At 36.9% G+C, this 21,495-nt stretch carries 23 protein-coding genes; 22 read left to right on the forward strand and 1 reads right to left on the reverse strand.

Translation table 11 applies throughout. The features are described 5' to 3' along the window. The first annotated feature begins 43 nt into the window (after positions 1-43). The 22 genes from acpS (at position 44) to PK1910_RS02090 (ending at position 20,708) form a co-directional block, all read left to right on the forward strand. Complete coding sequence (acpS, locus tag PK1910_RS01985) at positions 44-415, forward strand: holo-ACP synthase (protein WP_287511137.1); 372 nt, start codon at positions 44-46, stop codon at positions 413-415. A gap of 1 nt (position 416) precedes the next feature. Then, on the forward strand, positions 417-1,994 hold the full coding sequence (locus tag PK1910_RS01990; RefSeq protein WP_287511139.1) for an NAD(P)H-hydrate dehydratase: 1,578 nt from the start codon (positions 417-419) through the stop codon (positions 1,992-1,994). Further along, positions 1,991-2,935 carry a ComEC/Rec2 family competence protein gene (locus tag PK1910_RS01995; protein ID WP_004696066.1) on the forward strand — a complete coding sequence of 315 codons (945 nt, stop codon included), beginning with the start codon at positions 1,991-1,993 and terminating at the stop codon, positions 2,933-2,935. Before PK1910_RS01990 ends, PK1910_RS01995 begins: the two co-directional genes overlap by 4 nt. Positions 2,936-3,180: 245 nt before the next feature. Continuing rightward, complete coding sequence (locus tag PK1910_RS02000) at positions 3,181-4,278, forward strand: N-acetylmuramoyl-L-alanine amidase family protein (protein ID WP_004696065.1); 1,098 nt, start codon at positions 3,181-3,183, stop codon at positions 4,276-4,278. A 3-nt stretch (positions 4,279-4,281) separates the two neighbouring features. After that, complete coding sequence (locus PK1910_RS02005) at positions 4,282-4,842, forward strand: GerMN domain-containing protein (protein WP_004696063.1); 561 nt, start codon at positions 4,282-4,284, stop codon at positions 4,840-4,842. A gap of 112 nt (positions 4,843-4,954) precedes the next feature. After that, entirely contained in the window at positions 4,955-5,935 is a 981-nt protein-coding gene (gene thiL / locus PK1910_RS02010; protein WP_024061859.1) for a thiamine-phosphate kinase, read from the forward strand. Beyond that, positions 5,925-6,419 carry a tRNA (adenosine(37)-N6)-threonylcarbamoyltransferase complex ATPase subunit type 1 TsaE gene (gene tsaE, locus PK1910_RS02015; RefSeq protein WP_024061858.1) on the forward strand — a complete coding sequence of 165 codons (495 nt, stop codon included), beginning with the start codon at positions 5,925-5,927 and terminating at the stop codon, positions 6,417-6,419. Before thiL ends, tsaE begins: the two co-directional genes overlap by 11 nt. After that, entirely contained in the window at positions 6,403-7,161 is a 759-nt protein-coding gene (gene tsaB, locus PK1910_RS02020; RefSeq protein ID WP_287511141.1) for a tRNA (adenosine(37)-N6)-threonylcarbamoyltransferase complex dimerization subunit type 1 TsaB, read from the forward strand. Before tsaE ends, tsaB begins: the two co-directional genes overlap by 17 nt. Next, positions 7,161-7,610 (forward strand): ribosomal protein S18-alanine N-acetyltransferase, encoded by a 450-nt coding sequence (rimI, locus tag PK1910_RS02025; protein ID WP_004696055.1) that lies wholly within the window; start codon positions 7,161-7,163, stop codon positions 7,608-7,610. The genes tsaB and rimI overlap by 1 nt, the downstream gene beginning before the upstream one ends. Next, positions 7,607-8,638 (forward strand): tRNA (adenosine(37)-N6)-threonylcarbamoyltransferase complex transferase subunit TsaD, encoded by a 1,032-nt coding sequence (gene tsaD / locus PK1910_RS02030; RefSeq protein WP_004696053.1) that lies wholly within the window; start codon positions 7,607-7,609, stop codon positions 8,636-8,638. Before rimI ends, tsaD begins: the two co-directional genes overlap by 4 nt. Positions 8,639-8,640: 2 nt before the next feature. Continuing rightward, positions 8,641-10,032, forward strand: coding sequence for a sensor histidine kinase (locus tag PK1910_RS02035; RefSeq protein WP_004696050.1), 1,392 nt, complete (start codon positions 8,641-8,643; stop codon positions 10,030-10,032). Beyond that, positions 10,033-10,611 (forward strand): ANTAR domain-containing response regulator, encoded by a 579-nt coding sequence (locus tag PK1910_RS02040; RefSeq protein WP_004696048.1) that lies wholly within the window; start codon positions 10,033-10,035, stop codon positions 10,609-10,611. 131 nt (positions 10,612-10,742) lie between these two features. Then, positions 10,743-11,024 carry a co-chaperone GroES gene (gene groES, locus PK1910_RS02045; protein WP_004696047.1) on the forward strand — a complete coding sequence of 94 codons (282 nt, stop codon included), beginning with the start codon at positions 10,743-10,745 and terminating at the stop codon, positions 11,022-11,024. Between the two features lie 112 nt (positions 11,025-11,136). After that, the gene (gene groL / locus PK1910_RS02050; RefSeq protein WP_004696042.1) at positions 11,137-12,762 is read left to right on the forward strand and encodes a chaperonin GroEL; all 1,626 of its coding nucleotides are present in this window, start codon (positions 11,137-11,139) and stop codon (positions 12,760-12,762) included. 333 nt (positions 12,763-13,095) lie between these two features. Then, complete coding sequence (locus PK1910_RS02055) at positions 13,096-13,512, forward strand: DoxX family protein (RefSeq protein ID WP_331299302.1); 417 nt, start codon at positions 13,096-13,098, stop codon at positions 13,510-13,512. Between the two features lie 58 nt (positions 13,513-13,570). Beyond that, complete coding sequence (locus PK1910_RS02060; protein WP_331299304.1) at positions 13,571-14,827, forward strand: diaminopimelate decarboxylase family protein; 1,257 nt, start codon at positions 13,571-13,573, stop codon at positions 14,825-14,827. Between the two features lie 296 nt (positions 14,828-15,123). Further along, entirely contained in the window at positions 15,124-15,867 is a 744-nt protein-coding gene (gene sufC / locus PK1910_RS02065) for a Fe-S cluster assembly ATPase SufC (RefSeq protein WP_060924273.1), read from the forward strand. 8 nt (positions 15,868-15,875) lie between these two features. Then, entirely contained in the window at positions 15,876-17,285 is a 1,410-nt protein-coding gene (gene sufB, locus PK1910_RS02070; RefSeq protein ID WP_060924274.1) for a Fe-S cluster assembly protein SufB, read from the forward strand. Between the two features lie 9 nt (positions 17,286-17,294). After that, positions 17,295-18,341, forward strand: coding sequence for a SufB/SufD family protein (locus PK1910_RS02075; protein WP_331299308.1), 1,047 nt, complete (start codon positions 17,295-17,297; stop codon positions 18,339-18,341). 12 nt (positions 18,342-18,353) lie between these two features. Further along, positions 18,354-19,583, forward strand: coding sequence for a SufS family cysteine desulfurase (locus PK1910_RS02080; protein ID WP_060924276.1), 1,230 nt, complete (start codon positions 18,354-18,356; stop codon positions 19,581-19,583). A 14-nt stretch (positions 19,584-19,597) separates the two neighbouring features. Further along, positions 19,598-20,023, forward strand: a complete 426-nt coding sequence (gene sufU, locus PK1910_RS02085; RefSeq protein WP_024066921.1) for a Fe-S cluster assembly sulfur transfer protein SufU — start codon at positions 19,598-19,600, stop codon at positions 20,021-20,023. A gap of 1 nt (position 20,024) precedes the next feature. After that, complete coding sequence (locus PK1910_RS02090; RefSeq protein ID WP_119208029.1) at positions 20,025-20,708, forward strand: HAD hydrolase-like protein; 684 nt, start codon at positions 20,025-20,027, stop codon at positions 20,706-20,708. A 105-nt stretch (positions 20,709-20,813) separates the two neighbouring features. On the opposite strand, the gene PK1910_RS02095 is transcribed toward PK1910_RS02090, so the two are convergent. After that, positions 20,814-21,320, reverse strand: coding sequence for an S-adenosylmethionine decarboxylase family protein (locus tag PK1910_RS02095; protein ID WP_005386379.1), 507 nt, complete (start codon positions 21,318-21,320; stop codon positions 20,814-20,816). Positions 21,321-21,495: the final 175 nt, after the last annotated feature.

Consider the following 21,495-nt stretch of genomic DNA (forward strand, 5'->3'; position numbering starts at 1 on the left):
TATGAGTGTATAATAATAGTATTAGAGTATTTTAGGAGCTATTATGAAATTAGGGAATGATATTATAGAGATTGACCGTATACGTCAAGCTATAGAGAAATCAAGTTCATTTAAAGCGCGCGTTTATACGATTCATGAGATTGAATATTGTAAAAGTCGGAATAAAGGATGCTACGAATCCTTTGCCGGTATATATGCTGCAAAAGAGGCTTTTATTAAAGCTTTAGGTACAGGGATGAGGCATGGATCATGGCAAGATATAGAGATTTATCATGATGAATGGGGCGCACCCTTAATTCGTTTACAAGATACTTTCAAAGATATTTACGAAACATCAGGTTATACTGATATTCATGTATCGATTAGTCATTGCAAGGATTATGCAATGAGTACAGTTATACTTGAAGGAGTATAAGATGAATATTTTAACTACAGAAGATGCTCGATTTATAGATCGAGAGGTTCCTAAGCAATTAGGAATTTCTTTAGAAATCCTCATGGAAAATGCTGGACGTGGTATCGTAGATGCCTTATGGGGAGAGTACGATTTATTTTCCTTGAATAATGGCCGTTCCATAAATAGTTTTGTTTTATTTATATGTGGTACGGGTAATAATGGGGCAGATGGCCTTGTAGCGGCTCGCCATTTTATGGAGCAAGGCGTACCAGCACAAATTGTACTAGTAGGAGATATAAACAAGTATAGTGATCTTTTTGCAGTGCAAATTGAGCGCTGCAAAGCTATGGGCTGTAGCATCGATATGTATGATGAATTCAATGATTGGTCCAACGTAGCCATCGCTGTGGAAGGCATCATGGGAACGGGCTTTACTGGAAGGTTAAGAGAGGTGACCATCGATATATTGAATGATATTGATACTATGCGTAGTCAGTATAATTTTGATTTGTGGGCTATTGATGTACCTGCAGGTTTGGATGCTACTACTGGTCATGTAGCAGAAGGCACACTGACCTATGATTATACTGTTACTTTTGGAGCTATCAAACAAGGTTTGTTATTATATCCCGGAAAGGCTGTTGGAGGAACCGCTGTGGTTGCTCCATTGGGTGCTCCTTGGCAGCAGGTACTGGGTGAACGTGTTAGAACTATAACCATTGATTCTGATTTAGCCGAAAAAATTATCAACTATCGTACCCCAATGGCGCATAAAGGTGTCAATGGAAACACTTTAATTATTGGTGGTTCAAATGATATGATAGGAGCCCCTATTTTGGCTGCTGAAGCGGCAGTTCATAGTGGTGCTGGTAAAGTAACATTAGCTGTACCCAAAATAATTAAACAGATTGTACAAAGCCGTGTCATACCTGAGGTGATGGTTACTTCCACAGAGACTAATAAAGAACTTTTTGATTGTCGTCAAGTTGTTGCTATGGGACCTGGTTTAGGTCGCACTCGTGAAATCTGTGATTTAGTGGATCATATCTTAGAAGCTTACGAAGGAGCATTAGTACTAGATGCTGATGCTTTGTATGCATTGGGACATGTTGGTTGTGTTAATAAAGATGCTTTGCGAGATGGTGATATTGAGTCTGCATATACAGTGGAAAGAGAACTTCCATATTGTGTCATGACACCGCATTTAGGTGAATTTAGTAGACTTATTGATTTACCTATTAAATGGATTGAGCGTCATTATATCACGTTGGCTAGAGCATTTGCTAAGGCTCATCAAGTTATTCTTGTACTAAAAGGGATTCCTTCAATTGTGGCATTACCTGATGGAACAGTGTATGTAAATACTATCGGTAATGCGGGCATGGGTACTGGTGGTATGGGAGATGTGCTGACCGGTGTAATTGCTGGTTTTATAAGTCAGGGTTATTCACTACAAGATAGTGCTATTCTCGGTGTATATGTACATAGTCGTAGTGCAGATATTCTGAATGAAACAAAGAGTTGGGGTTATACTCCGAGTGATGTCAGTGCTTCTTTAGGCTTCGTGGTTAGTGAATTATTGGGAGATTATGAATGACAAATAGAATACAACGCTTTATAGCTTTCTTGTTAGTACTATGTATTCCTATCTTCGCCATTGCAGGATGCACAAATAATGATGTAGCAAACGCAGCAAATCAATTAACTACTAACGCTAATGGAACTTACTCGATCGATACTAAAACGACTACCCCTGAAGGTAAGCTAGATGTATATATGCTAGATATTGGTCAGGGGGATGCTATATTACTTAAGGTAGGTGATGAGTATAGCATGATCGATACTGGTGACATAGAGCATCGTGAAAATATTGTAGCTCAACTTAAAACTATGGGTGTAACAAAGTTAAAAAATATTATTATCACGCATCCTCATGCTGATCATATGGGTGGTTTCTATGCTATTGCAAAGGCTATGCCTATTGAACATGTATATGATGATGGTATTGCCGTTGATAATAATATGTACAAAACTTATGAAAAGTGGATTGAGAAAAATAAAATTCAACGAATTACTTTGAGAAGTGGAGATGTAGTTGATTTTGGACATGGTGCTGTCTTTGTAGTATATGCTCCTTGGGTTGAACCTTTAACTGATAAAAAAGGAGAGACAGATCTTAATAATAATTCTATTGTAGGTAAATTAATCTTCGGTAAATTCTCTATGCTCTTCACGGGTGATGCTGAATGGCAAGAAGAGAAAAAACTTATAAAAGAGCAGAATTCCAGATTGTTTGCTCGTATTCTTAAGGTAGGTCATCACGGTTCTCGTACAAGTAGCTCTGAAGATTTTTTGAAATCTATTAAGCCTGAAAGTGCATTAATTTCAAATGGCATGTATAATAAGTATGGTCATCCTCACGATGTGACATTACGTCGCTTACAGGAAAATAATATTGCTATTTACCGTACAGATACGATGGGACGTATTCATATTAGTACGGATGGGAATGAATGGCAAATTACAACTGAACGTTAGTTTTGATTACTTATACAAAAAATTATTTTTATGAAACTGTTTCTTGTGTATTCTGTATAAGGTCTTTATATAGTAATATGTGTAATCGGCATACTAATCTTCATGTTTGTATGAAATAATCTATTTATAATCTAACATTAGTTTATGGATAGATTGGAACGATGAGATTTTGATAGATAAAAATATCATCGACTCATCTCTATGGTTTGGACACTATGTATGTCAGTTAGATTGGAGTGAATGTATTGCGTAAACTATTTTTAATGTGCCTTGCAGTCTTGATGGCGATACCTTTATTATTGACTCAAGCAAAGGCAGCTAATTTGGAAGATGCTCGATGGGTGACTAGAACAGATGCACCTGTACCATATGTTCGTATTGTTATGGACTTATCGGCACCTATAAAGGCATCTGCATCAATTAGCAAAGATGGGAAAACTACGACTGTTACTTTAAAGAATACAAAGCTAAAGACGGCTAAAGAGAACATTTCTATGGACTCAGCTATTGCTAACTCTGCTAAACTTTCACAAGATGGCAGAGACGTTAAAGTAACAATCAAGACACCTTCATCTATTGATACTAGTGATGTAAAGGTTTTTTCCTTGAAAAAAGATACGGTTAATAAGAAACCGTATCGTATCGTTGTTGATGTTCAGAAAAAAGGTGCTATAGCTAAGCCTGCTTACTATGGTAAAAAGCCATCTCAATCTGCACATCCAGCAAAAAATGTACCTACAGGATCTGGTAAATACTCTACTAGTGGCGGTTTATCTGGCAAAACAATTACTATTGACCCAGGACATGGTGGTAGTGATTCTGGTGCTATTGGACCTCACGGTGTACAAGAGAAAAACATTACACTACCGATTTCTATGTATTTGAAAAAATCTCTAGAAAATCGTGGTGCTAAAGTGCTTATGACTCGTACTACTGATGTAGATGTATATGGCCCTAATGCAAGCGGTGTTGATGAATTGGGGGCTCGTGTTAACGTGGCTAACCGTAGTAATTCTGATGCTCTTGTAAGCGTTCATATCAACGCATTTAATAATCCTAGCGTTGGTGGTATTGCAACATATTACTATAGCAAAACCGGTAACGATGCTCGATTAGCACAAAAGGTACAATCTCAAATTGCTGACACACCTGGTTTCAATGGTGATCGTGGCATTCAAGAAGGTAACTTATACGTGTTGAGACATTCTAATATGCCTGCAATTCTTGTAGAGCTTGGTTTTATTTCTAACCCTAATGAGGAACGTGTTCTACAATCTCCTCAAACTCAAGAAGACTTTGCTAACCGCATTGCAAATGGTATTGCTAATTACTTTGGAGGTTAATCGATGAAATTACGTAAACAAGTTCTATCGATTCTCTGTGTAGGTATGCTGGCATTTGTAGTGGGTTGTACACATGAACAAGCTCCTACAACAGGTAAAAGTGAACCTACGCAAGAGACGAAAGTCAATAAGGATGCAGAAACAAGTAAAGTATCTCAAGAAAAGGTTAAGATGGCCTTCTTTGTTCCTACAGAGGATGGTTCTGGGGTAAAACAAACTACCGTTGAGATAGAGGCGAATAAAGTTACGCCTAAAGCAGCTCTTTTAGCAATGTTAAATGCCGATAGAGCACAAAAATATCCAGTCTTCTCTAAGGATATTGAAATTACATCTGTTACTGTAAAAGATGGTATTGCTTCTGTTGAAGTAAATGATGCATTCGTAAAGGGTAATGGCGGAGACTTAACTGTTAAATTACAAATGGCTGCTATTGTAAATACATTGACATCCTTTGATAATATTAATGGTGTTCTATTTGTCAATAATGGTAAAAAGGTGCCAACTGTAGGTTCCTTTGATACTAAAGAACCTGTTAAGAGAATGACGAATCTAATTAAAAAATAATTCTTTTAAAGACATTTATAGCAGATAGTTGTTATATCAACTATCTGCTATTTTTGTTGTCTTTTATATATGTTACAATACAATAAGTAATAAACGGAAACTAGGTGATCAGATGCAATTAAAAGATGTAGGGGAATTTAATTTCATTCGCCAAATTCAAGATAACACAATATATAATCCTAATACTGTAGTGTATGGTATTGGTGATGATTGTGCTATTTATAAAGCAGAACAAAATACAGAGCAATTGATAAGCACTGACACAATGGTGGAAGGTGTTCATTTTAGCTTTCACTATATGATGCCCTATGATGTAGGGTATCGCCTTATGACGGCTAATTTAAGTGATATTGCGGCTATGGGTGGCATTCCTAGACAAATTGTATTATCCGTAGCCGCACCAGACCATGTTGATACAGTCATTCTTGATGAAATTTATAGGGGAATTAAAGATCAATGTATGCGATATCAACTCAATATATTGGGTGGAGATACGGTACGTACAGAAGGGCCCATGGTTTGGACTGTAACAATTATCGGAGAGGTTCCTAAAGGCACTGCGGTTATGCGAAGTGGTGCGAAAGTAGGAGATGTTGTAGGTGTTACAAACTATGTAGGTTATGCAGCTACAGGTTTAGGAGCATTGTCATATAATTTAGTAGGATATGATATGACCAAAGTGGGGCATCAACGTCCCGAACCACAGATTGAATTGGGGCAAAAATTGCGACGACTTGGTATCCATAGTATGAATGATATTAGCGATGGACTAGGAAGTGAATTGAATGAAATCGCTGTAGCTAGTAATGTTTCCATTGTATTTGAAGAACAAGTAATCCCTCTACACGAGGAGACTTACGAATTAGCTAAGCATTTACAAACTAATCCAATAGATTATGCTTTGTATGGTGGAGAAGACTTTCAGTTAGTCTTTACGGCGCCAAAATCACTACTTTCGGAATTGGAAAAGCTATCAGGCATTACGTTGATTGGAGAAGTTTTATCTGGCCCACCACGGGTTCAAATGGTAACACCTGATAAAACGATTAAGACTGTAGAAGCGAAAGGATATAATCATTTTCATGAAGGATAAGGTACAGGTTCATTTAAAGACTTATACAGTAGAAGATACACAACAATTTGGTAAATTATTAGGTGCATGGGTTAAACAGAATGGAAATCCTCTTTGTATAGCACTAGTTGGTGACTTGGGGACAGGAAAAACACATTTGTCGCAAGGAATTGCAAAAGGCTTTGGGGTTACTGAAGAAATTACAAGTCCTACCTTTGCCATCATGAATACCTATGATGTGAATCGAACTCATTTATATCATTTTGACGTATATCGCTTGGAAGATATTAGTGAACTGGAAAATATTGGCTTTTATGAGTATACAGAAGATTGCGTATCCATTGTAGAATGGGCTGATAAATTCCCTCATGAATTTCCTGATGAAACACTATGGATTTATTTAACGCGCATTGATGATACAAGCCGATCCATTACATTAGTTAGTGATTACCTTACAGCGGATGATTTAGTAGAAATAGGAGGCCCATATGTGGTTGGGAATTGAGACGAGCTCACTTGTGTCGAGTGTGGCTTTAATGGATGAAAGTTGCCTAATTGGGGAATTGACCATTCAAGCTGGATTGACTCATTCTGAGCAGTTGGTACCTCATATTGATATGTTATTACGGACCTGTCAAGTTGAAAAAAGTGAATTAAAAGGGATTATGGTTAGCATTGGACCCGGTTCTTTTACAGGGCTACGGATTGGTATGGGGACAGCAAAAGCTATGGCTTATGCCTTACAAATTCCTTTATATGGTGTAATGACCATGGATAGTTTAGCTCGTAATGTGGCTTATACGGACCGCACGATTTGTACTATTATCGATGCTCAGAAAAAACATGTTTATGCAGGTATCTACAAATATGATGATAATGAATTGGTTTGTAAAGAGGAACCTTTTGTCATTGCTGCTAATGATTTATTAGATCAACTCAGAGTATCTGAAGAACATGTAGTGTTCCTTGGGGATGGCGTTAAGCGAATAGAAAAGCTATTAGATGAAAGTGATACAAATTTAACGATTTTAGATATATCGCAACGTATTCCAAAAGCTAGTTCTCTATTACTGGCTGGCCGTAGATTCGTAGTCTCTGAAGAGAGTTCTGACCCTATGGATATGGTTCCTTATTATATTCGACGCTCAGAAGCAGAAGTGTTATGGGAAGAACGCCATAAGGATAATCCTGAAATGTTGAACCAAAATCCTACAGTTATAGTTACTGAGGCAGCGGGAGTCGAATAATGGAGATTCGTTTGGCTACAATAGATGATGCTCAAGCTATCTATGCTATTGAACAACAGTCTTTTTCTGTTCCTTGGAGTTTAGAATCTGTTCTCGTTGAGTTAGAAGGGGCATCAAATAAATTATATATGGTAATTTGTGAGGAGAACAAAATTGTTGGATATGCAGGTGCTTGGCTTGTATACGATGAAGGTCAAATCACGAATATCGCTATTATTCCTTCCGCACGAGGTAAGGGATATGGATCAAAACTTACCAAGCAATTAATAGATGAATGTCTTACGAGAGGTATGAAAGAAATTTTCTTAGAGGTGCGCATATCTAATTTAGCAGCATTGGCTATGTATAGAAATTTAGGATTTTCTGTAAAAGGAATTCGTAAAGATTATTATTCAGAGCCTACGGAAGATGCTTATATTATGTCTCTCGTTTCAGAGGAAATAGAATGAGTATATACACATTAGCCTTGGAAAGTAGCTGTGATGAAACCTCTGCTTCTGTCCTTAAGGACGGGCGCACCGTTTTGTCTAATGTTATTTCAAGCCAAGTACCAATACATAGAAAATTTGGTGGCGTTGTACCTGAAATTGCATCACGTCATCATATAGAACAAGTTATACCTGTTATAGACCAAGCATTACGTGATGCGAATGTGACTCTACAAGATATCAATCATATTGGTGTTACGTATGGGCCAGGTCTTGTAGGGGCTTTATTAGTTGGTGTAGCTGCTGCAAAAGGGTTATCCTTTGCTACAGGGATTCCCTTGGTGCCAGTGCACCATATGGAAGGTCATATTTTTGCTAACTTTTTAGCTAATCCAGAACTGGAGCCTCCGTTTTTAAGTCTCGTTGTATCTGGTGGTCATACCATGTTAGTACATGTAAAAGGATATGAAGAATTTGATGTTCTTGGTCAAACACGAGATGACGCAGCTGGCGAAGCTTTTGATAAGATTGCACGGGTTATGGGATTCCCTTATCCAGGGGGCCCTCATATCGATGCCCTTGCCGTTGAAGGGAATCCAGAGGCTATTGAATTTCCAAAGGCTTTAAGTGAACCAGGTAATTTTGAATTTAGCTTTAGTGGTTTGAAATCCGCAGTTTTAAACTATTTAAATAGTAAGCAACAAAAGAATGAGCCTATCAATCAAGCTGATGTGGCTGCATCGTTTCAAAAGGCCATCGTAGATGTGTTAGTAGAAAAGACGAAAGATGCCGCACATACTTTAGGTGAAAGTCGTATTACTATTGCTGGCGGTGTATCAGCTAATAAAGGATTACAAAAGGCTTTAGAAGCTATGTGTGTAGAAGAAGGCTTTACTTATTACAAACCACATAAAATATTGTCTACTGACAATGCTGCCATGATTGGATGTCGAGCTTATTATATGGCGCAGGCTGGAAAATTTGGCGATTTAACATTGAATGCAAAGCCTAGTGTTGAAATTGGATACGTATCTTGGAAAGAGGATTAATCGTGGATATTGGTCAAGATATTTTAAATAGAACACCATTAGGACCATTACAAACCTCATTACTTGAGCATATTAGTAAACTCATATCCTTTGGCGAGTCTTTAACTCGTCAAAGGATACAGATTTTTACACCCCTACTAGAGACAGGACAAGGTGAGAGATCACAACAATGTGCAGATATGCTATGTATAGAACGCAGTGATCAAGGGATTACTACACGTCAATTAAAAGGCAGTCATACGTGGCATGCTATGATGAAAGATGGTCAACCACTTATCGGGTTAGATGACAAACAGCGTCAACATGTCTTTCCTATCGTAGACAACGGAGGTCGTATTATTGGGGGTATATCTTTTACATTATCACCATCTATTAAGGCAGAACAATATGAGCAAGAATACCTTTTGTCTGATACGATGCAACGTCTTATGCTGACGGCTATTGATGAACAAATAGTGTCTTACGAACCTATGTCCTATTTTGATGGTTTAATTATTTTCGACGACACTTATAAAATACTGTATGCTAACGATGCAGCTATGAAGTTAGTAGATGTATTAGGCTTTGATCGTCGCTTGGTAGGTTCATCAATTTTTAGCAGTACCTTAAAGATGTCCGCTATACAGCAGGTATTATTAGATAGAAGTATACGTACAAATGAAGAAATCTATCAAGATATGGTAATTCGTCAGCACATGATTCCTATTGCTATGGGGCGCAATGAAACGAGGTGCTTTTTAGTTCTTCATGATTGTACTCGTGAAAGTAAACAGCAACAAGAATTATTGGTTAAAAATTCCATTATCAAAGAGGTTCATCATCGTGTAAAAAATAACTTACAAACTGTAGCAGGGTTATTGCGTATGGAGGCGAGACGCTCTAGCTTGCCAGATGTAAAGCAAGCACTCCAAGAGGGGATTAATCGTATCGAGAGCATGGCTCTAGTTCACGATATAGTGTCTCATTACGATGAGGATTATATTGGTATCCGATCAATTTACGATGAATTATGTCGTTTGTTGCGTATGAGTATGGTGCGACAAGATCAAGAGGTTACTTTTACTTACAGTGGCGAAGATATGCTAATTTCTTCTCATATGGCGAGTTATGTATCTCTTATAATTAATGAATTGATTACGAATAGCTTAGAACATGGGTTAGACGGGAATCGTGGAAATGTTCATCTAGCAGTTACTGATGCAGGTAGTACAATTAAATTGGCTTTTACAGATAACGGAAAAGGATTGCCTAGTGATTTCTCTGTTTCTTCTAATAAACGGTTAGGTTTAACAATTATTAATAATTTAGTTACTCATGAATTAAAAGGAAGTTTATCCATAGAAAATACTGGAACAGGTGTATTGGTGACGATATATATGAAAAAGGAGGCATAAATGCGCGTTTTAATCGTGGATGATGAATCCCTAATACGTATGGATTTACGAGATATTATTGAGTCTTGTGGTCATGAAGTCGTTGCAGAAGGTACAAATGGTGTTGAAGCTTTAGCACTTTGTAAAAAACATAAGCCAGATATTATATTGATGGATGTTAAGATGCCAGAATTAGATGGTATTGAGGCTGCACGTCAAATTGGCTTTCACCATGAAGCACCTGTAGTATTATTAACAAGTTATAGCCAGCAAGATTTAATCGATAAGGCTCGAGATTCTGGTGTATATGGCTATTTAATTAAACCAGTACGGGAGGAACAGTTAGTTCCTACCTTAGAGATGGCTTTAGGTCGCTATAAAAGTGATGCTCAGTTGCGAGAAAAGATGGCTGAGCTAGAACAGTCATTAGAAGATCGTAAAATCATTCAAAAGGGAACTGGTATATTAATGGAACTATATTCTATATCTGAAGTGGAAGCGTATAATCGGATCCGCACTTTAAGTATGAATAAACAAATATCTATTATAGAAACATGTAATCTCATCATTAAACAGTCTAATAAGTCAAATAATATCTAAAAAGTCAAAAAATCAAAATTAGTACTTGCAATTATTTTAACTTCGGTTATAATAATACTTGTGATTAGCACTCAATGAGTTAGAGTGCTAATAAATTATGGAGATTAACTAGTAAAAAGGAGTGACATTATATGTTAAAACCATTAGCTGACCGCGTTCTTATCCGTCTAGAAGCAAAAGAAGAAAAAACTAAAAGTGGTATCTTCCTTCCTGATACAGCTAAAGAAAAGCCTCAAGAAGGTGTAGTTGTAGCTGTAGGTGCTGGTAAAGTATATGACAATGGTCAACGTGTAGCTCCAGAAGTTAAAGTTGGCGACACTGTTATGTTTGCAAAATATGCTGGTAGCGAATTAGAAATCGATGGCGCTACTCATTTGATTATTAGCGAACGCGATATTTTAGCAGTATTATAATCGCTGATTTATAGTCTATATGACTATAAAAACTGATGATACATTCTATATTGCCTAAGGGCACATATATTTCGTTACATTGGATAGTGTTACTATTTAGGAGGTAATACATATGGCAAAAGAAATCTTGTTTAATGAAGAAGCTCGTCGCGCTTTAGGCCGTGGCGTCGATCAATTAGCAAATGCTGTAAAAGTTACATTAGGTCCAAAAGGTCGTAATGTTGTGTTGGATAAAAAATTTGGTTCCCCAACAATTACAAATGATGGTGTAACCATTGCTCGCGATATTGAACTTCCAGATCCATTTGAAAACATGGGTGCTCAATTAGTAAAAGAAGTTGCTACTAAAACTAACGACGTAGCAGGTGATGGTACTACTACCGCAACAGTATTGGCGCAAGCTATGATTCAAGAAGGTATGCGCAATGTAGCAGCCGGTGCAAACCCAATGATTTTGAAAAAAGGCATTGAAACAGCAGTAAAAACTTTGGTTGAAGAAATTAAAAAACGCTCCATCAAAGTTTCTGGTAAAGCTGAAATTGCTCAAGTTGCAAGCGTATCCGCTGCTGACGAAGAAATCGGTGGTTTAATTGCTGAAGCTATGGAAAAGGTTGGTAATGACGGTGTTATTACTGTTGAAGAATCCAAAGGTTTGCAAACTGCATTAAATGTAGTAGAAGGTATGCAATTTGATCGTGGTTACATTTCCCCTTATATGGTAACTGACCCTGATCGTATGGAAGCTGTTATGGATAACCCATATATCTTGATCACTGATCGTAAAATCAGTGCCATCGCAGATATGTTGCCAACACTTGAAAAAGTAGTAAAAGTAGGCAAAGAACTTCTTATTATCGCTGAAGATGTAGAAGGGGAAGCATTGGCTACATTAGTAGTAAACCGTTTGCGTGGTACATTCAAAGCTGTAGCTGTTAAAGCTCCTGGCTTTGGTGATCGTCGTAAAGCTATGCTTGAAGATATCGCTATCTTAACAGGCGGTACTGTTATTACTGAAGATATGGGTCGCAAGCTTGATTCTGTAGAGCTTGAAGATCTTGGTACAGCTCGTCAAGTTCGCATCACTAAAGATGAAACTACAATCATCGATGGCGCAGGTGATAAAGATGTAATTGCTAAACGCGTTAACCAAATCCGTGCACAAGTTGAAGAAACATCTTCTGATTTCGACCGTGAAAAATTACAAGAACGTCTAGCTAAATTGTCCGGTGGTGTTGCAGTTATCGAAGTAGGTGCTGCTACAGAAGTTGAAATGAAAGATAAGAAACTTCGCATTGAAGATGCATTGAATGCAACTCGTGCAGCTGTTGAAGAAGGTATTGTAGCTGGTGGTGGTACTACATTCATCGATATCATCCCTGCATTGAATACATTGGAAGCTACTGGTGACGTTCAAACTGGTATTAACCTTGTAAAACGCGCTGTAGAAGAACCACTTCGTCAAATCGCATACAACGCAGGTCTCGAAGGTTCTGTAGTAGTAGAAAAAGTTAAAAATACTGAAGCTGGTGTAGGTTTTAATGCCTTGACTGAAGAATACATCGATATGGTTAAAGCTGGTATTGTTGATCCTGCAAAAGTTACTCGTTCTGCCCTTCAAAATGCCGCATCTATCGCATCTCTTGTATTAACTACTGAAACAATCGTAGCTGATAAGGTAGATGAAAATGCAGCAGTTCCTGCAATGCCTCCAATGGGTGGTATGGGCGGTATGATGTAATCAGCTGCTTAGAATTAATTTTATAAGAAATATAATAATCCTAATGAATTGTGAATTACATTTTTCATATTCATTAGGATTATTTTTTACTAATAAATTAATCTATTGTAAGGGTGTAATATTTTAAATAAGATATTATTATATTCAAGCTGACCAGATTTAAAGTGACTAGATTATGTTGATTACATCGATAAAATTGATTTTGTATACAATGTATGATATAATTCTATAGAATTTAATAGTGAGTCTTATTGACATAGTTATTCTCTAATAGTATAATTAGTGTATCGAATTTATTCGATTTGTTATATTTGAATTGAAAGAAGGATCACTATGTTGAACTTTATTTTTAAAAGTAAACCTAATTATGTTAATTTTGGCCTCTTAATCTACCGTTTGGCACTTGGTATTTCCATGTTTTATCATGGATATTTAAAGTATTTGAGCGGTGCTGAAGGCCTTTATAAAGTTGGAGCTATGTTGGCACCATTAGGTGTACCTAGTGGTTATGAAATATTAGGCACTATGGCAGCATATGCAGAAATGATAGGTGGCGTACTTATAGTACTTGGTCTATTTACAAGAATTGGATCTTTGCTACTTATAGGTACACTAGCAATAGCAACGATATTAAATCTTAGTGGTAGTTTCTTTAGTTGGGACTATCCATCTCAAATGGGATTTGGTGCTCTTATGTTATTCTTCGCTGGCGCAGGCCGCTATAGTCTTGATAAAGCTTTATTTAAATAATAATTAGGATAATAGACTCATCGTTTGATGGGTCTTTTATTTGTATAGCGAGGTTATTATGAATACAAAAACAGTTCCGTTTACAGCCGAACAATTGGAAAATATTATTGCCCAATACCCAACACCATTTCATATTTATGATGAAGAAGGTATCATTGAAAATATGAAAGCATTCATCAATGCATTTTCTTGGAATAAAGGGTTCAAACAATATTTTGCTGTAAAAGCGACACCAAATCCATATATTATGCGTGTATTGCAAAAACTTGGCGTTGGTGCAGATTGTTCTTCCTTAGCAGAGTTAATGCTATGTGAAAAAGTGGGTATTACAGGTCATGATATTATGTTCACATCTAATGACACACCATATGTGGAATATAAAAAAGCACTTGAATTAGGTGCTATCATCAATCTTGATGATATTACTCATATTGAATATTTGGAAAAAAATCATGGTTCTTTGCCTGATACATTCTGCGTACGTTATAACCCAGGCTCCTTAAAAGAAGGCGGCAATACAATTATCGGCCTTCCTGAAGAAGCTAAATATGGTATGACACGTGAACAGATTCTTGAAGCTTATAAACAGTTGCAAGCTAAAGGTGTAAAACACTTTGGTATCCATACAATGGTTGTATCTAACGAGCTTGATATTGATGGCTTAGTTGGCACTGCTGAACTTTGCTTCAATCTAGCAGTAGATATTAAAAATGAACTAGGCATCAATGTTGAGTTTATCGATCTTGGCGGTGGTGTAGGTGTTGCTTATAAACCAGAACAAACACCAGTAGATTTCAATGCACTTAGTAAAGGTGTAGAAGAGGCCTATAATAGAATTCTAGTAGCTAATGGCCTTGGTGATGTAGCATTGGCTTATGAATGTGGCCGTATGGTTACAGGTCCATTTGGTTACTTAGTTTCTACAGCAATTCACAAAAAGGATATTTATCGTCACTACATCGGTTTAGATTCCTGTATGGCAAACCTTATGCGTCCAGCTTTATATGGTTCTTACCACCATATTACTGTAATGGGTAAAGAAAATGCACCTAAGGATCACGTGTACGATGTAACTGGTTCTTTATGTGAAAACAATGATAAATTTGCTATTCAACGTGAGTTGCCAAAAATCGGTATTGGCGATCGTATCATCATTCATGATGCTGGTGCGCATGGTCACTCCATGGGCTTCAACTATAATGGCAAATTGCGCTCTGCTGAGTTGTTATTACATAAAGATGGTTCTGTTACACAAATTCGTCGTGCTGAAACATATGATGATTTGTTTGGCACCCTCGATTTCTCTAACCTATAATTTAATATTGAGAATCGAATAGGATGAGAATGAATATTAATAAAAACCTATCAATATATGTAATATATGATATTCTTTTAATTCCTGTATATTTTAGTAGGAATATCTTGCTATCATTTAGATAAGAATGTATAATGATTATAGATTGTTATGCACATACTTGCTAAGTTGGCGAGAATTACGGCGGTATTCACGTTAGTGCGTACCGCCTTTTTATATGTGTCAATATATACGTTTTACATATAATGCTTGTATGTTTCTTATTAATACATACATTATGAGAAGGAGTGAACATTTTGGCTGAATTACTTCAGATAAAAGATTTAAAGGTATCCGTTGAAGGTAAACAAATCTTAAAAGGTATCAACTTAACAATTAATAAAGGTGAAATCCATGTTGTAATGGGTACAAATGGTGCAGGTAAATCTACACTTGCTAATGCTATTATGGGTAACACTACATATACTGTAGATAGCGGCTCTATTATTTTTGATGGTAAAGATATTACGGAAGATGCAGTAAATGATCGTGCGAAAGCAGGTATCTTTATGTCCTTCCAAAATCCAATTTCTATTCCTGGCATTACAGTAGAAAACTTCATCCGTACTGCGAAATCTACAATTACTGGTGAAAATGTACGTGCTTTATCTTTCAAAAAAGAATTGAAAGAAAAAATGGATGAATTATCCTTCGATGTATCTTATGCACAACGTTATGTAAATGAAGGCTTCTCCGGTGGTGAACGCAAGAAAAATGAAATTCTTCAAATGTCCATTTTAAATCCTAAATTGGCTATTCTTGATGAAACAGACTCCGGCCTTGACGTAGATGCAGTTCGTATCGTATCTGAAGGTGTACAACGTTTCCACAACGAAGAAAATGCTGTATTGATCATCACTCACCATAACCAAATCTTGCAAAAATTAAAACCTGATTTCGTTCATGTATTGATCAATGGTAAGATCGTTAAAACTGGTGATGCTTCTCTTGTACGTGAAATCGAAGAAAAAGGTTACGACGCATACAAAGCATTAGCATAGGAGGCACAATGGAAGAAAGAAAGAAAACCCAAGTCGCGGATATGGACCGTGGTGTCTACGATATTAAGAATGACTTTGAATATTCTTATATTTCTGATGCTGGTTTAACAGAAGATATTATCCGTGAAATTTGGTCTAATAAAAATGAACCTGAATGGATGCTTGACTTCCGTTTGAAATCTTTAGAAATCTACAATCGCATGGGGATTCCAAATTGGATTCCTGATATTTCTGGCTTAGATATGGCAAATATCCATACTTATGTTAAGCCAAAAGTAGATATGAAAGAAAACTGGGACGAAGTTCCAGAAGAAATTAAAAGTACTTTTGACCGCTTAGGTATTCCAGAAGCGGAAAAAACATCTCTTGCAGGTGTTGGTGCTCAATATGACTCTGAAGTTGTATACCACAGTATCCAAGAAGATCTTGTTAAACAAGGCGTTATCTATACTGATATCGAAACTGCGCTTCATGAGCATGAAGAAATCGTAAAAAAATACTGGATGACATTGATTCCACCTACAGATCATAAATGGGCTGCTCTTCATGGTGCCGTTTGGTCTGGTGGTTCCTTCGTATATGTTCCAGCAGGTGTACAAGTAGAGATTCCATTGCAATCCTATTTCCGCTTGAATGCACCAGGTGCTGGTCAGTTTGAACATACTATGATCATCGTAGAAGAAGGGGCTAAATTGCACTTCATCGAAGGTTGTTCTGCTCCTAAATACGACGTATCTAACCTTCATGCCGGTGCCGTTGAATTGTTTGTAAAGGATAATGCTACATTGCGTTATTCTACAATTGAAAACTGGTCCAAAAACATGTACAACCTTAACACAAAACGTTGTGTAGTTGGTAAAGGTGGTACTATTGAGTGGGTATCTGGTTCCTTCGGTTCCAAAGTATCTTGCTTGTATCCAATGAGTATCCTTAATGGTGAAGGTGCACATGCTGAATTCACAGGTGTAACATTTGCTGGCGAAGGACAATTCCTTGATACTGGTTGTAAGGTAGTTCATAATGCTCCTTACACAACTAGTAATGTAAACTCTAAATCTATTTCCAAATCCGGTGGTGCTGCTATTTACCGTGGCCTTTTGAAAATTGGCCCTAAAGCAGAACATTCCAAAGCGACTGTATCTTGTGAATCCTTGATGCTTGATGCAGAGTCTCAATCTGATACAATTCCAGCTATTATCGTAGAAAACGATAATGTAGATTTAGGTCATGAAGCTAAAATCGGTCGTATTTCCGACGAAGCGATTTTCTATCTCATGACACGTGGTATTAGTGAAGAAGAAGCTCGTGCAATGCTCGTTCGTGGTTTCGTTGAGCCAATCTCCAAAGAATTACCACTTGAGTATGCTGTAGAAATGAACAATCTAATCAATCTTGAATTAGAAGGTTCTATCGGTTAAGGAGGAATTATGAGCGAATTATTATTTAATGAACTCCCTAGACCGACATTCAGATGGTTGCGTGTTAACCATACTGTAAGTTCTCTAGCTGGAGAAGATACATCTGTACAATCCATCGCTGTAGAAGCGAATCAAAATATACTTTCACCATTGCCTACAGGAACAGCACTGTTAAATGCTAAATATGAAGGTGCTAATAAGGATGCTGTTCAAGCATTGGTGGACAATGCAGAAGGTTATGCTATCAATGTTCCTGCTAAGGAAAAAGAAGTTGTAGGCATCCGCATTGATGCTAATGCACGTGTAGCTAACCGTTTCCAATTCATCGTTGGTGAAGGGGCAGAACTAGAGGTACAATTCTATGTAACTGGCGCTGGTGAAGCTTTAACAAATGTTAGTTATCTAAATGAATACGATGTAAAAGAAGGCGGTAAAGTTGTAGTGAAAAAGGTAAATCTTTTACCTGAACATGTACAACATATCGAACATCGTTATACAAAATTGGAAGATAAAGCAGATGTAGAATACATTAACATTGAACTTGGTGGTAGCGAAAATATTTTGAACTACTATCATGATTTAGTAGGTCAAGAATCTCGTATGGTTCATGATATTGCTTATCTTGGTAACGAAGAACAAAAATTTGATATCTCCATGATTATGAGTCATGGTGGTAAAAAATCCTTCAGTGATATTCATACATTAGGTGCTCTTAGTGGCAATTCTAAAAAATCTTTCCGTGGTACTCTTGATTTCCTTCATGGTGCAACAGCTTCTGAAGGTGCGGAAGAAGATACTTGCTTATTGTTAGATCCAACTGTAAAATCTGTTTCTTTACCTCTATTATTATGTAAAGAAGATAATGTAGTGGGCAATCATGCAGCGAGTGCAGGCCAAATTGATCATAATAAATTGTTCTATATCATGAGCCGTGGCTTTAGTGAAGTAGAAGCAAAACATATCATTGTAGAATCTATGATTCGACCTATTATTGATCGCATTGGTGATGAAACGATTGAAGAAGCAGCGTTAGCAGCTGTACGTAATAAAATTTAAAGAGGCGTTTTTATGAGACCAATTGCAGAAGCATACAAAGACTTTCCTATACTACATAAAGAGCATAATGGGCACCGCGTTATCTATTTAGATAGCGGTGCTACTGCACAAATTCCACAATCCGTAATTGATCGTGTTGTGGAACATATGACACAACGTAATGGTAATCCACATCGTGGTTCTCATATTTTAGCTATTGAAGCATCTGAAGACTATGAAAATGCACGTGATCGCGTAGTTGAATTTATCAATGCTCGTGAACGTGAAGAAGTTGTATTTACACGTAATAGTACAGAATCTATGAACTTGATTGCTCATAGCTATGGTCTTCATAATGTGAAGAAAGGTGACAAGATTGTCATTACTGTTGCGGAACATCATGCCAATCTTGTAACATGGCAATATGTAGCAGAACAAACAGGGGCAACCTTAGAATATATGTACCTTGATGAACATGGGCACTTAAAAGATGGTGAAATCAATAAAATTGATGAGAACACTAAAATTGTTGCCTTTGCTCATGTTAGTAACGTGCTTGGTATGGAATTCCCTGTAAAAGAATTAACTGAAAAAGCGCATTCCGTAGGTGCTGTAGTAGTTCTCGATGGTGCTCAATCTACACCTCATAAAAAAATTGATGTTCAAGAATTAGATTGTGATTTCTTCGTATTCTCTGGTCATAAAATGTGTGCATCTCAAGGTATTGGTGTACTTTATGGTAAACGTGAGTTATTAGAAGCTATGCCACCTTTCCTATTGGGTGGGGATATGATTGAATATGTAAAAGAACAAACTGCTACATTCAATGAGCTTCCATATAAGTTCGAAGCAGGTACACCAAATGCTGACGGTGCCGTTTCTTTGCACGCCGCAATTGATTATTTAGAATCCTTTGGCATGGATGCTATTGAAGCTTATGAAGAAGAATTAGTAGCGTATATTCTTCCTAAAATTGTTGCATTGCCACATGTTCACGTGATTGGCTCCCAAAATCCTAAGGAAAAACATGGCGTAATCGCGTTCACTGTAGATGATGTACATCCTCATGATGTAGCTACAATTTTAGATTCTAAAGGCATTTGTGTTCGTTCTGGACATCATTGTGCACAACCATTAGGTGCATTCTATAATGTATCTGCATCTACTCGTCTAAGCATGTACTTATATACTCGTAAGGAAGATCTAGATGCATTCCTTGAAGTATTAAAGACAGTTCGTTCAGTAATGGGTTTTAAAGATTAGGAGATTTACCATCAATGGAAATGGATCAATTATATACAGAACTTATTTTGGAACATAACCAAGATAAGCGTAATAAACATGAGTTAGCTCATTTTACAAATTCTGAACATGGCCATAACCCTAGTTGTGGTGATGATCTAACATTACAACTCAACGTAGAAGATGGCATTATCAAAGATGCTGCTTACACCGGCTCTGGTTGTGCTATTAGTCAAGCGTCTGCATCTATGATGATTGATATTATTAAGGGTAAATCTGTTGAAGAAGCTCTTCGCTTGGTAGAAATTTTCTTAGGTATGATCAAAAAAGAAATTACTGATGAAAATGAGTTAGAAGAATTAGAAGATGCTATGGCATTGCAAAATATTTCTAACATGCCAGCGCGTGTTAAGTGTGCGGTTCTTGCATGGCATACATTAAAAGAGGCTTTAAAGAAATAATATGAAGAAAACAATATTATTTGATTTAGATGGAACTTTAACAGATTCTCAAGAAGGTATTCTTAAAAGTATTAAATTTGCATTGGAACATTTTGGCTATGATGTTCCTGATGAAGAAACATTGCAATTATTTTTAGGACCACCATTGGTAGATGCTTTTCAAGAGCATTGTGGCATGACCTTTGACCAAGCGGAAGAAACGTACTTTAAATTCCGCGAACGATATGGTACAATCGGTAAATTTGAAAATCAAGTGTATCCGAATATTGTAGACTTGTTGGCTAAATGCAAAACAGAACAATATACTATTGCCGTTGCTACAGCAAAGCCTGAGCATTATGCTAAGGATATTTTAGATCACTTTGAATTAACACCTTACTTTGATGTAATTGTAGGTGCTAATTATGAAAGTGGTTTATTGCATAAGAAAGAGATTCTTGAAAAAGCTCTTAAACTTTGTGGCAATCCTTTAACTGATGAAAATGGTCGTCGTTTGGCCTTTATGGTAGGCGATCGTAAGTATGATGTAGAGGCGGCTAACGAACTTGGTTGTATTTCTATCGGTGTTACTTATGGTTATGGTACAGAAGCTGAACTAAAAGAAGCCGATGCAGAGTACATCTGTGATGATGTTGATGAAATTGCTGATGTTCTCGATCTTGAAGAAATGATGGTTCGTAGATAAGCTCTTATAAATAAAATATTAACCTTAAAAAGGCTAGAGGAATTTCCTCTAGCCTTTTTGTATCTATCTAATAAAAGGACTAACCAATAAGGTTAGTCCTTTGTATTATTTTTTTAGGCCGCTTTTTTTAGCTAATGTTTTGATAACCTTAGCACTTTGTTTTTTCAATTTGCCGCCTGTTTGTTTGAGTTGAATACGTGTACGAGAAACACGACCAAGTGTAGTAATCTTTGTTTTGCGACGTGGCTTCATATCGCGCTCGTTACCAAAGTCGCCACGTTGTACACTTGTTGCTTTTACCTTTTCTGCTCTGAAAGATTTACGCAACGCTTTCATAATTAATGTGAGCGGTAAGGATTGCTCAAAAGAATACAAATCAACAGCCACATAGCCTAGAGCAGGATACGTGTGCAATGTAAAGTGAAAGCCTGGTGCAACAGATAGGAGGGCGATCTCCTCGTCCATAACTTGACAACTGATTTCATCAACATCAAGGTCAGCTAAATCAAATGCGGTTGCTACACTTTCTTGTACAGCTGTAGCGGATGAGATTGCATCTTCATCGCAGGAATATAAATCAATTAACAGTTCTTGTCCTAATGCTTCTGCCATAACAACACCTTCCTTCAGAAAATAATATCTCATTTATTATACATAGATTTAAGGATTAAGTCCAATTATATGAGAATACATTAAAAGTCAAACGTTATTTTTATGAAATTTGACTTTTATATTGACTAAAGTCAAAAAGTCAAATATAATAGAATTATGCTAAAGAACAAATAGT

The organism is Veillonella parvula (genome assembly GCF_036456085.1).
GTDB lineage: Bacteria > Bacillota > Negativicutes > Veillonellales > Veillonellaceae > Veillonella > Veillonella parvula_E.